Consider the following 12,589-nt stretch of genomic DNA (forward strand, 5'->3'; position numbering starts at 1 on the left):
GTTTACCATAGGTGCCGCCGAGTACGAAAAGAGGCTGCCGCTTTATGCCAGCACGTTCTACTCGGCGTTCGGTAGTTCAACATTCCGGCGTGAAAATGTCAGGGGGGATTGCGGAGCACCTCGCCGAGCGGATAATGGGCTCAAAACGGATGGGGTCGAGCATGAAGCGAGTTCGCAAGGCAGTTTTCCCGGTCGCCGGCCTCGGCACGCGGTTCCTTCCGGCCACCAAAGCCATTCCGAAGGAGATGCTGACCGTCGTCGACCGGCCGGTCATCCAGTATGTGGTCGACGAGGCGCGCGAGGCCGGTATCGAGCATTTCATCTTCGTGACCGGGCGCAACAAGGCGGTCATCGAGGACCACTTCGACGTCCAGTTCGAGCTCTACGACACGCTGGCCCAGCGCGGCAAGGACGACCAGCTCGCCCGCCTGCAACGCCTGCAGCCGGCACCCGGCCAGACCAGTTTCACGCGCCAGCAAGTGCCGATGGGACTTGGTCATGCCGTCTGGTGCGCGCGCGAGCTTGTCGGCAACGAACCGTTCGCGCTGCTGTTGCCGGACATGATCATGCAGTCGGAGAAAAGCTGCATGAAGGACATGGTCGAGCTTTACGCCGAGACCGGCAACAACATCATCGCGGTGCAGGAATGCAATCCGGCCGAGGCGCACAAATACGGCATCGTCGGCCGTGGCGAGGACACTCATCACGGCTTCCGCATCACCGGCATGGTGGAGAAGCCGAAGCCGGGCACCGCGCCCTCCAATCTCTTCATCAACGGGCGCTACATCCTGCAGCCGGAAATTTTCGGCATCCTCGAAAGCCAGGAGCGCGGCGCAGGCAACGAGATCCAGCTGACGGATGCGATGCTGAAGCTGGAGAAGCAGCAGCCCTTCTACGGCTATCATTACAAGGGACGCACCTTCGACTGCGGCTCGCCGGAAGGCTTCGTCGAGGCCAACGTCGCCTTCGCGCTCTGGCGCAACGATATGAACGAGAGCATGGCCGGCGTCATCCGCACCCTGCTGGATGAAGTGCGGCCGGCGGAGCGGCGCGGCGCGGCTTTTTAGGCTACACCCTCAGCCGCACCGCCTTCAGCGCTGCACCTTCAGGCCGAGATAGACGCTGTTGGCGACGTAGTCGCGACCGGGCAGGTTGCTGGTCAGCTTTTCCGTCCTCACCCGTGTGGTGAGGCCGGCATAGCGGTTCAGCCACCAAGTCAGACCCGCCTCGGCGCTCAAGATCAGGTCATGGCCGTCGGAGCCGGTGTAATCGCGCCAGTCGAGACCAAGCGACGAATTCGCCGTCAGGTTGGCGCGGACCTGCCGCTCGCCGGTAAGGCGGCTCGAGTAGAGGACATCGCCGCTCTCGTTTGCCGCGGTCGTGCTCTCGATGGTGGTCCTTCCGGTGAGGCCGATAATGGTGCCGCGCTCGGGCGACCATTTGAGATCGGCATTGACGTATGGGCCGGCATTGGCCGGCAGGCGGTCATCATCGATGGCTTCGCGCAGCCATCCGACGGAAAATTCGCCGGACAGCTTGTCATCCATGTCGAGCTCGAGGCCGGCGCGGGCGCCGAGCCGCGTCGAGGAGCGCTCGAAACCGTTGCTGTCCAGGCGCAGATCATAGATCCGCCGGCCGGCCTCCGCCTCGACGAAGGGCGTGAGGGCCGGCGAGACCTGATAGCCGGTGCGCAAGGTCGCCGAATAGAGCGTGGAGTCGCGATCCTTCTGCGACAGGACGGTGCCGTCCGAGAGTTTGGCGTCGCCGTAGAAGTCGTGCGTGACCGCGCCGGTCAGCGTGTAGCGCATCTTGCCGACATCCTTCTCGATGCCGAGGCTGCCGTCCACGGTCTGCCGCAGCGGCTGCGAGGTGACACCGGCAATCGCATCGGGCGAAGATGCCGATTCCGGCACCGCTTCATAGCCGAGCTTGGCGATGGCGCGCAGCTCGTTGTCGAGGTCGACATTGAGTTGGCCCTCGATCCGGCCCTGCGCGTCATTGATCTTCTGGCCCGAAAGCGTGTTGCGGAAGATGCCGTAGCCGTCGATGACGGCCGAGTTCTCGCGCCAGTCCGAGGTGGCGGAGAAACGCAGCGCCGTCTCGGACAGCACCGCCGACCTGCCGCCGCTGCTGCCGTCGGCATTGGACGTCGCGGTGAAGCCTTGCTCCAGCGTCGGGCGGAAGACAAAGGTTCCGAGCTTGATGCCGGGGGCGGCGAAGGGATCATCCTCCGGCTTCACCTTCTGGCCTTCGATCGATCCGGTGCGCTCAGCGCCGGGATCGAGCTTCTGCCGGTCGACGCTGTCGATGGTGAGGGCGCGGCGGTTCGTGTCGACATCCTCGGTGGCCGCGGTGTCGGCCCGGTCGTCGGCAGCGGTGGTCTTGGCCGTGCTGTCGTTGGCCTTGCCGGGTTTCTTTTTCACCTTTTTCTTGTCGGCGGCCTTGGTGTCGCCTTTCGTGCCGGCATCGGCTGCGCGCTGCCTGGCGGTCGAAGGCCGGCGCGGCCGGGTCGCGGTCAAATTGTCGGCGAAAGGGTCGTCGGTCGCCTGCGGCTGGTCGAAGATGCTCCCCGTCGCGCCCGCTGTCTGGTCGTGGTCGGGCACCGCGCCTGGGCTTGCCGGCTCATATGGGTTAGCAGGTGTCTGGTCCTCGGCCGTCTGAGCTGCCGGAGCCGCCTGATCCGGCGATCCCTGCGCGCGCAACTGTCTCGCTTTGCGCTGCTGGTCGGCCAGAATCGCCGATTCCGAGACCTCGCCGCGCAGCTCGGTTTCCTGCGCGAAGACCGGCGCCGGGCGCAGCAAGGCAAGTACGCTCGCCGTCACCAGCAGCGTGCTGACGGCTATGCCCTTTCGACCTCTTCTCGTTTCAGGCTGGGGCCCCGACATCGTCACCACTGCTTGCGCGGCGCAGGCGCGCCATACTTACCGGACCGTAAATGCGGATGGTTAACGGAGGGTTGAAACGGGCCGGTTCCACCGCCCCCGACGCACGCGGGACGGGAATTCCGTTGGACAGGCGGGCGACATGGCGCTAATGGCTTCTGCCATGCATGCGGGGTCCCCAGGAAGGAAGCAGCCGGACAGGCAGGCTGCGATCGAATCGGCGCTGAGAACGGTGGCGACGGAGCAGACTGGCGTCGCGGCGCTTGCCGCTGCGCTCGGCGATGGCTTGGCCGAGCCGTTCGGGGCCGCGGTGGACATCATCTCGCGGATCGAAGGCCGCGTCATCGTCACCGGTGTCGGCAAGAGCGGCCATATCGGCTCCAAGATCGCCGCCACGCTCGCTTCGACCGGCACGCCTGCCTTCTTCGTCCATCCGGCCGAGGCCAATCATGGCGATCTCGGCATGATCGCCAAGGATGACGCCATCATCGCCATGTCCTGGTCCGGCGAAAGCAGGGAACTGATGGGCATCGTCGCCTATTCCAGGCGCTTTTCGATCCCGCTGATCGCCATCACCTCCGGCGAGACTTCGGCGCTGGCACGGGCCGCGGACGTGATGCTGCTCCTGCCGGTCGTGCCCGAGGCCTGCCCGCACGGGCTGGCGCCGACGACATCGACGCTTCTCCAACTGGTCATGGGCGATGCGCTGGCGATTGCGCTGCTCGAGGCGCGCGGCTTCACGCCGGATCACTTCCGGACCTTGCATCCGGGCGGGCAGCTTGGCGCCAATCTGACCTTGGTGTCAGAGATCATGAGGACCGGCGATCAGGTTCCGCTTGCCCTTCTCGGCACCAAGATGCCGGAAGCGGTGATGACGCTGTCACAGAAGAAAGTCGGTTGCGTCTGCATCGTCGATACGAACGGCGAACTGGTCGGGATCGTCACCGACGGCGACGTTGCGCGCAACCTGCACCGCAATCTGGCCAACGTCACCGTCGACGAGGTCATGACCCGCACCCCCAAGACGATCGATCCTCAGACGCTTGCGGGCACGGCGATCGCGATGCTCAACGAGCACAATATCGGCGCCTTGGTGGTGATCAAGAACAACATGCCGGTGGGCGTGGTTCACTTCCACGATCTTTTGCGCATCGGCGCCGCTTAGCTAGGCGAGCGAGGCCGGCCTGCAAATGGCGGCTTTCTGCGCTTTTTTGGTCAGATAGCTTCGACGGTCAGCTCCAGGTCGGTATCCGCTGCGCCTGTAACGCGCACTTGCGCGCCCGCCGGCAGGTCCGGGCCGGAGACGCGCCACAGCGTATCCCCCAGCCTGATGCGGCCGCGGCCGTTCTGGATCGGCTCGGCCAGCGTTGCCGTGCGGCCGACCATCTGCGCGCCGCGACGGTTGAGCAGCGGCTGATCGACCTCGCCGGCGCGCGCTGCCGTCAGCCTCTTGCCGACGAAGGCCGAGATCACGGACAGGACGAGGAAGGCCAGAACCTGAACCTGCCACGTCCAAATGGCGCCGTTCAATTCGGCCTGCCACGGCCAGATGGCGGCATAGCCGATGAGCAGCGAGATCGCGCCGACGATCAGCGCCGCGAGGCCGATCCAGAGCATGAACACGCCAGGCGCCACGATTTCCATCACCAGGAGCACGAAGCCGAGAACCATCCAGTTCCAGGGGCCGAGCTCCGAAACGATGCGGTCGATCATTGACGTTCTCTCCAACCAGACAGCGTCACATCAGTTGTCGCTTGGCCGCACGACCGGCGGGCGCGAGACCTGCCGCTGCGTGCCGGAAGCGCCGTCGCCCTTGAAGACCTCGCGGGCGATCTCGCCGATGCCGCCCAGAGAACCGATCAGCGACGAGGCTTCGAACGGCATCAGCACGATCTTGTTGTTGCTGGACGAGCCGATCTTGGCCAGCGCCTCGGTGTATTTCTGCGCGACGAAGTAGTTGATGGCCTGCACGTCGCCCTTGGCGATGGCTTCCGACACCACCTGCGTCGCCTTGGCCTCGGCCTCGGCCGAGCGCTCGCGCGCCTCGGCGTCGCGGAAGGCGGCTTCCCTGCGGCCCTCGGCCTCGAGGATCTGCGACTGCTTCAAGCCTTCGGCCGCGAGGATCTGGGCGCGCTTGTCGCGCTCGGCCATCATCTGGCGACCCATCGACTCCACCAGATTGGCCGGCGGGTTGATGTCCTTGATCTCGACGCGGGTGATCTTGATGCCCCACGGATGCGCCGCCTCGTCGACGACACGCAGCAGGCGCTCGTTGATGGCGTCGCGATTGGACAGCAGTTCGTCGAGGTCCATCGAACCCATGACGGTGCGGATGTTGGTCATGGTGAGGTTGAGGATGGCGTTCTGCAGCCCGGCCACCTGGTAAGCGGCCTGCGCGGCGTTCAGCACCTGGTAGAAGGCGACGCCATCGACGCCGACGATGGCGTTGTCGCGGGTGATGATCTCCTGCGTCGGGACATCGAGCACCTGCTCCATCATGTTCATCTTGGCGCCGACGCGCTCGAAGATCGGGTTGATGATGTTGAGGCCGGGCGTCAGCGTCTTGGTGTACCGCCCGAAACGCTCCACCGTGTAGTTGTAACCTTGCGGCACCGTCTTGATGCCCTTGAAAAGAAGGATGACGACGAGAAGGACAAGAACAATGATTGCAATATCGAAACCGCTGAAGCCCATTTCGTTTCTCCCTCAAAAGGCGGCGACCTCACGAAATCACTTAAGTGTGTTTCCGTAACGTTACAATCAGGTGATCATGAATATTGGTTAGCGGAGCTTTTGCACACCGGTTTCAAGGTCTGTCGGTGAAGACCGTCACACCCAGCCGGACAGCTCGCGCCGCACCAGCGCTTCGATCACCGCCATGCCCTCGGTGCTGTCGTTGAGGCAGGGGATATGAGTGAAGTCCTTGCCGCCGGCATGGTGGAAGGTCTCGGCCGCCTCGCGGCCGATCTCGTCCAACGTCTCGATGCAGTCGACGGAAAAGCCGGGATTGACGACAGCGATCGACTTGACGCCGTCCTTCGCCAGTTTCTCGACGGTGACGTCGGTGTAGGGCTGCAGCCACTCCTGCGCGCCGAAGCGCGACTGGAAGGTGGTGATGAGCTTCTTCTCGTCCCAGCCGAGCCTCGCCCGCAGCAACCGGGTCGTCTCCAGACAATGCGCGCGATAGGGATCGCCCTTGTCGGAATAGGGCTTCGGGATGCCATGGTAGGAAGTGATGACCACCTCCGGCACGAAGTCGAGCGTCGCCAGATGCTTCTCGATCGAACGGGCGAGCGCCTCGATATAGACCGGCTCGTCATAATAGGGCGGCACGCTGCGGATCGCCGGCGCATGCCTGATCCTCATCAGCGCGCGGAACAGCTGGTCATTGGCGGTTGCCGTCGTCGTCGCCGAATATTGCGGATAGATCGGAAAGGTGAGGATGCGCTCGCAGCCTTGCTCGACCAGCCGTCGGGCGATGTCCGCCGTCGAGGGATTGCCATAGCGCATCGCCCAGTCGACCACGACGTTCGGCAGGTCACCAAGCGCGCCGCTAAGCTTCTCGGCCTGCGAGCGGGTGAAGGTGCGCAGCGGCGACTCGTTCTTTTCGGTGTTCCAGATCCTGGCATAATTGGCGCCCGACTTTTTCGGCCGGGTGGTGAGAACCAGCCCGTAGAGGATTGGATACCAGATCGCCTTGTTGAGCTCGATGACGCGCGGATCGGAGAGGAATTCCCTGAGATAGCGCCACATCGGCTTGAATTCGGTGCCATCCGGCGTGCCTAGATTGATCAGCATGATGCCGATCTTGCCCGATTTCGCCGGCGCGGCGCCCGCCAGCGCCGGATCGGCGGGTTTCGCATCGGCAGGGCTGGCAAGCGTCATCAACCGTCTCCGGGCACCGAAGGCTGCGGCAGTTCAGCGTTTTCACGGAAACGCTGAACTGCTCCAGCTATTTGTTTTTACGCAATTCCGGACGAAAAACCGTGCAAACTCTCCTGGAATTGCGTTGAGCGCCCGCGAAACTAGCGACGCCGCGCCGGTTTTCAATGCTGCGTCTGGCCGCACCGTAGAGCGAGATGCCTATTCATTGAATTGCCGTCTCGCTCTACGATTCTGTTTTTAAGCATGATCCTCTCCGAAAAGTCTGCAACTTTTCGGGATCATGCTCCATCGCGTTCCAGCCTGAAGACGGAACACCCGCCCGGTTTCCTGGGCGGGTGCCATGAATGCCCGAGGGCTTACTTCGCGGCCGGCGGGATGGTCAGCGTCGCGCCGAGCGGCAGACGGCGCGGCCTGTAGTCCTTGTTGGCCTCGGAGATCAGCTTCCATTTGGCGCCGTCGCCATAATTTTTCTTGGCCAAATCCCAGTAGGTGTCGCCGGCGGCGATCACGTGGCTGGTTTCTGGGCTGGTCGCGGCGCTAGCCTGTGCAGGCTTGGCCTCCGCAGGGGCTGGCGCGGTCGTCTCAGCAGGCTTCGCCGGTTCGGCGGCCGGCGCCGCCGGCGCTGTCTCGGCCGGAACGGTCGGCGGCGTGCCGGCGATGTCGCCGGAATTGGACGGCAAGGCCGGCATCGCGGGCTCGGCGATCGCCGGCGCTGTCTCGGCCGGCTTCGCGGGTTCGGCGGCCGGCGCCGTCGTCTCGGCAGGCTTTGCCGGCTCTGCTGCCGCTACCGTCGCTCCGACCTCGGTGATGCGGCCGTCGAGCTTCGGCGTGTAGGGCCGGTGCGCGCCGAGATAATCGGCCACCACCTGCTCCAGGCCCGGGCCGTAGTCATAGGCGTCCGTGGCCTTCTCGGCGAAGACCTTGTAGCCGTCGCCGCCCTGGCGGACGTAGTTGTTGGTGGCGACGAGATACTGCTTGTCCGGGTTGATCGGCGCCCAGGCGCCGTTCTCCATCACCTCGACCGATTTGACGCGGCCGGCATTGGGCGCGACCGACTTGTCGAAAGAGTATTTCAGCCCGGCCACCTGCGGGAAGCGGCCGGCACCGTCCTCGATCTGGCTGAGGCCGCTTTCCAGCCCTGCGACCAGATCCTTGCCGGAGATCTTGAACGTCGCCAGCGTGTTCTGGAACGGCAGGACGGTCAGCACCTCGCCCATGGTCACGGTGCCCTGGTCGATCGAGGCGCGCAGGCCGCCGCCGTTCGAGATGACGATCTCGACGCCCTGGCCCTTGACGCGATCGAGGACGGCGTCGGAGACGAGATTGCCCATTTCGCATTCGCGGGCGCGGCAATTCTCGCGGCTGCCGTCGATCGGCTTGGTGGTCTCGGCGACCTCCTTGTTCTTCAGCGCCTCGATCGGCGCGCCAAGCTCCTTGATGCGGGCAAGAACGGCTGGATCGGGTGTGATCGACTTGTCGAGGAAGATCGGGTCGCCGCTCGCTTCCTTGACGACGCCATTGTCGTCGAACACGACCTTGAACTCGCCGAGATATTTCGAATAGGACGCCGCCTGCACCACCGGCACCTTGTAGCCGTCGGGGTTGTCGACCATCGTCGGATAGGGGCCTGCCGCCTTGGGGTCGGTGTTCGACAGCAGCGTGTGGCTGTGGCCGCCGACCACCACGTCGACACCCGGGATCTTGGCGATCACGTCGCGCTCGCGGTTGTAGCCGATATGGGTCACCGCGATGATCTTGTTGATGCCCTGCGCCTTCAGTTTCTCGACCTCGGCCGTGATCGACTTGACGTCGTCGGCGATGGCAATGTTCGGACCCGGCGAGGCAAGCTCCGGCGTGTCGTTGGTGACGGCGCCGACAATGCCGATCTTCTGGCCGCCGACCTCGACGACCATCGATGGCTTGATCTTGCCCGCCGCGCCGGATTTGTCGTTGGGCACGACGTTGGCGCTGACGATCGGGAACTTCGCCTTGTCGAGGTAAGGCACCAGCGCGCTCTCGCCGTCGTCGAATTCATGATTGCCGAGCGTCACAGCGTCGGGCTTGATCTGATTGAGAAATTCCTCCTCCGCGGCACCCTTGTAGGTGATGTAGAACAGCGATCCCTGGAAGCTGTCGCCTGCATTGAGCAGCAACACGTTCTGACCCTCGAGCTTCTTGCGCTCCTGGGCGATCGCGGTGACCAGCCGGCCGGCGCCGCCAATGCACTCGCCTTTGGTTTCCTCTTCGGCAGAACAGGTCGACTCGTATTTGTTGTTGCCTTCGATGCGGCTGTGCCAGTCGTTGAAATGCAGGATGTTCAGCGTGTAGTCGGCAAAGGATGCTCCGGCCGACATGCCAAGCGTCGAGGCAGACAGAGCTAGAACGGCGGCAATCTTCTTCATCTTCGTCTCCCGGATAAGCTGACCTGAAGTGCTTAATGCCCTCGCTTGACTGGAAAATAACAGTCAGCTTCGGGTCATGTTCACATCGCGTTTTGGCCGATGCAAGCGGAAATCGGGAAGAGCTTTGCCGGCACAAAAAAGAACGGCGGCTCACGCCGCCGACCTCGACAAGATCGATGTATCCATCGAGCGTTTCTCCGTTTCACGGAAACGCCGAACCGCTCTATCTCGTTGTTTTTACGCATTCCGGACGGAGGCTACGGCGAAGTCGCCGAACCCAACCGTTACATACTTTTCCTGGAATTGCCCTACGCTCAGGCGCGGCGCGTCAGCACGAAATTCTGGCCGCTGGCGCTGGTGCAATTGAGCTGGCTGGTGGAGACCATCAGGCAGTTGAAGCTGACCGGCGTCTGGCGGATCAGCGAGGTGCCGTGGATCTCGACCGAGGTCGGGCCGGTCATGGTGTAGCTGCCCTCAGACAACTTCTGGCCGGTGTCGGTCGCCACGGTGGTGAAGCTGCCGGCGGTAAAGGTCGACAGGCCGGTGCCCTTGGCGTCGATCCAGTTGCCCTCGACGCCCTTAGGGGCGGCCGCGATCGGTTCGGAAGGTCCGGTAGTGGTGCAGGCGGCCGCGGCCAAAAGGCTTGCCGCGGCGCCTGCCGAAAGCAATTTGCGCGCAATGGTCATCTGAAAAACCCTCTCCTCTCGCACCGGCCCGAAAATCGACCCGATTTTCGGAAAGCACGATGCGTGCATCCAAAGTGCTAGAGCGTGCTGTGTGCGTCCGACTGGATGCACGTCGCTCTAGGCCGCACCTTCTCAATCGCCCGATTTCCGGGCGATTGCAAGGTGGAGACGGCGGTAAGTCTGGCTGCTATCGCACCAGGATGTTGCGGAACTGCCACGGGTCTTCCTTGTCCATGTCCTCGGGGAAAAGGCCGGGACGATTATCGAGCGGGGTCCAGTCGGTGTAGTAGCCCCTGACCGGCCCGAGATAGGGCATCTGCACCTCCAGGCAGCGCCTGAAATCCATCTCGTCGGCCTCGACGATGCCGGCCATCGGATTTTCAAGCGCCCAGACCATGCCGGCCAGCACCGCCGACGTGACCTGCAAGCCGGTGGCGTTCTGGTACGGCGCCAGCTTGCGGGCCTCGGCCAAGGACAACTGCGAGCCGTACCAGTAGGCGTTCTTGTCGTGGCCGTAGAGCAGCACGCCGAGCTCGTCGACGCCGTCGACCAGCTCGTTCTCGTCGAGCACATGATGGACAGGCTGCGCCTTGCCGGCGGCGCCGAACATCTCGTGCAGCGACAGAACCGCGTCATTGCAGGGATGGTAGGCATAATGGCAGGTCGGGCGGTAGTTCACCTTGCCCTTCTTGCCGCGGACGGTGAAGAAATCGGCGATCGAAATCGCCTCGTTATGCGTCACCAGGAAGCCGTATTGCGGGCCGGGCGTCGGGCACCAGCTGCGCACGCGCGTGTTGGCGCCGGGCTGCTCCAGATAGATCGCCGCCTGCGAGCCATGCCTGTGCTTCTTGCCGTTCTTCGGCATCCAGGTTTCATGCGTGCCCCAGCCGAGTTCGGCCGGCTGCAGGCCTTCCGAGATGAAGCCCTCGACCGACCAGGTGTTCCAGAACACGTCCATCGGCTTCGGCTTCTTGGTACGCTGGGTGTCGCGCTCGGCGATGTGGATGCCCTTGACGCCGGCCTTCTTCATCAGCTTCGCCCAACCCTCGCGGTCATGCTCCGCCGGCACGACGAACTCGAGCCCGAGATCGGTGGCGAGGTTGACCAGCGCCTGCTTGACGAACCACGAGACCATGCCGGGATTGGCGCCGCAGCAGGAGATCGCGGTGGTGCCGCCCGGGGCCTTTTCCTTTTCCTGGCGCACGCTCTCGCGCAGCGCATAGTTGGTGCGCGAGGCGTTGTCGGCCGTTTCATCGAAATAGAAGCCGAGCCATGGCTCGACGACGGTGTCGACATAGAGCACGCCGAGCTTGCGGCACAGCTTCATCAGCTCGAGCGAGGAGGTGTCGACCGACAGGTTGACGCACATGCCCCGGCCGCCGCCATTGGTGAGAAGGGGGGTCAACAGCTTCTTGTAGTTCTTCTTGGTCACCGCGTCCTGAACGAAGGTGATGCCGCGCTCGTCGAGCAGCTTGCGGTCGGAGTCGCGCGGGTCGATGACCGCCATACGCGACTTGTCGAACTTGAAATGGCGTTCGATCAGCGGCAGCGTTCCCCGTCCGATCGAGCCGAAGCCGATCATCACGACAGGGCCGGTGATTTCACCGTAAACGGGCCAGTTTTCATTCGCCATTTTTTCGCACACTCCTTCAAACACGCGCAAAAACCGGGCACTCTTCGCCCCGCGGTCGAGCGCTACAATCACAGATCATTGTCACAAACCAGCGAAAACCGCCAATCGCCGGCTAAGCCCGCATGGCGACGTGGTTAAGCGGCCTTGGCCGTGCCGTTGAGGTAGGCGACCAGCCGGTCGCGGTCGGCGGTGAGGCCCTTGTAATCGAGCTGCGCCTGGTCGAGGGCGTTGAGCTGTTCGGCGAAAGAGGCCGCCAGTGTCGCCCTGTCAGGGTGCCGGTCGAGCACCGCCAACGGGTCGAGGTGGATACGGATGGTGAAGAGGATGTCGCGCGAGACCGGCAGCTTGCGCAGCGTCTGCCGCTCGACTCGGATGAAGGCGTGGGCGTTGATGTCGCCGTCGGGGAAGCGGGTGGGCCGATTGGCGGCGCGGTCGATGCGCTCCCCGTTGGAAAGCGGATGATAGAGCGCCTCGCCCGCCTGGATCGACCAGTTGAAACGTTCGACCGCCTGGCCCTGCAGGCCGTCGAACATGCGGTTTATCAAATCGGCGGGCCGCGTACCCGGGCCGAAGCCCGGCACGGGCGCATGGATCTGCTGCAGCGGCTTGCCGAATTTTTCCCGGAGCGACCAGGACGAAGGAAAGCAGAGCGATCCGGCGGCGAGCCGCCAGCCGTCGTCGCCCCGCCGCATCAGGATCAAATCCTCCTGCACCAGCAGGGACGCCTGGACGAGCGGCGCTTTGCGCAGTCCGGGAGAGAGATTGCCGATCGCTCCGTCGGGGCCGAACCCCTGGATGGCGGAGCCTGTGCCGTGGTGAGTCCCCGGGTGTTTTTCTCGCAGATGGGCGACGAGGAGGTCGAGCACCTCGCGCTGTGCGTCGCGCGTATCGTCTTGCTCGACAAAGACCTTTTCCGGGATCTCCGCGTAAAGCCGCCGCTTTTCGGCGAGATAGGGCAAGAGGAATTCATCGACCTCGATCCAGCGGTCGAGCTCGAGCGGCTTCAGGCCGATGGTGAACAGTTTCGAGGAGCCGTCATAGGGCGTGTGGGTCGGGAGCGTGTGGGTGGTCATGCTTGCTTCAAACAGAAAATGGCTTCTC

At 63.8% G+C, this 12,589-nt stretch carries 10 protein-coding genes; 2 read left to right on the forward strand and 8 right to left on the reverse strand.

What is annotated here, in order from left to right:
• The first annotated feature begins 161 nt into the window (after positions 1-161).
• On the forward strand, positions 162-1,067 hold the full coding sequence (gene galU, locus QAZ22_RS11585; RefSeq protein ID WP_278206887.1) for a UTP--glucose-1-phosphate uridylyltransferase GalU: 906 nt from the start codon (positions 162-164) through the stop codon (positions 1,065-1,067).
• A 24-nt stretch (positions 1,068-1,091) separates the two neighbouring features.
• Here galU and QAZ22_RS11590 read toward each other — a convergent pair whose 3' ends face one another.
• The gene (locus QAZ22_RS11590) at positions 1,092-2,885 is read right to left on the reverse strand and encodes an outer membrane beta-barrel protein (protein ID WP_278206888.1); all 1,794 of its coding nucleotides are present in this window, start codon (positions 2,883-2,885) and stop codon (positions 1,092-1,094) included.
• A 160-nt stretch (positions 2,886-3,045) separates the two neighbouring features.
• Here QAZ22_RS11590 and QAZ22_RS11595 point away from each other — a divergent pair, with 160 nt between their 5' ends.
• Positions 3,046-4,047, forward strand: coding sequence for a KpsF/GutQ family sugar-phosphate isomerase (locus QAZ22_RS11595; protein ID WP_278206889.1), 1,002 nt, complete (start codon positions 3,046-3,048; stop codon positions 4,045-4,047).
• Positions 4,048-4,097: 50 nt separating this feature from the next.
• On the opposite strand, the gene QAZ22_RS11600 is transcribed toward QAZ22_RS11595, so the two are convergent.
• From QAZ22_RS11600 to QAZ22_RS11630, 7 genes are all read right to left on the reverse strand, one after another.
• Positions 4,098-4,595 (reverse strand): NfeD family protein, encoded by a 498-nt coding sequence (locus tag QAZ22_RS11600; RefSeq protein ID WP_278074546.1) that lies wholly within the window; start codon positions 4,593-4,595, stop codon positions 4,098-4,100.
• 30 nt (positions 4,596-4,625) lie between these two features.
• Entirely contained in the window at positions 4,626-5,576 is a 951-nt protein-coding gene (locus QAZ22_RS11605; protein WP_278074545.1) for an SPFH domain-containing protein, read from the reverse strand.
• Positions 5,577-5,711: 135 nt separating this feature from the next.
• Entirely contained in the window at positions 5,712-6,767 is a 1,056-nt protein-coding gene (gene hemH / locus QAZ22_RS11610) for a ferrochelatase (protein WP_278206890.1), read from the reverse strand.
• A 356-nt stretch (positions 6,768-7,123) separates the two neighbouring features.
• Positions 7,124-9,169 carry a 5'-nucleotidase C-terminal domain-containing protein gene (locus QAZ22_RS11615; RefSeq protein ID WP_278206891.1) on the reverse strand — a complete coding sequence of 682 codons (2,046 nt, stop codon included), beginning with the start codon at positions 9,167-9,169 and terminating at the stop codon, positions 7,124-7,126.
• Between the two features lie 314 nt (positions 9,170-9,483).
• Positions 9,484-9,855, reverse strand: coding sequence for a hypothetical protein (locus tag QAZ22_RS11620; protein ID WP_278074542.1), 372 nt, complete (start codon positions 9,853-9,855; stop codon positions 9,484-9,486).
• Between the two features lie 187 nt (positions 9,856-10,042).
• Entirely contained in the window at positions 10,043-11,488 is a 1,446-nt protein-coding gene (locus QAZ22_RS11625) for a homospermidine synthase (protein WP_278206892.1), read from the reverse strand.
• 134 nt (positions 11,489-11,622) lie between these two features.
• A complete protein-coding gene (locus QAZ22_RS11630; protein ID WP_278206893.1) occupies positions 11,623-12,561 on the reverse strand; it encodes a DUF3445 domain-containing protein in 939 nt (312 codons plus the stop codon).
• Between the last annotated feature and the right edge of the window lie 28 nt (positions 12,562-12,589).

This window comes from Mesorhizobium sp. WSM4906 (assembly GCF_029674625.1).
Taxonomy (GTDB): Bacteria; Pseudomonadota; Alphaproteobacteria; order Rhizobiales; family Rhizobiaceae; genus Mesorhizobium.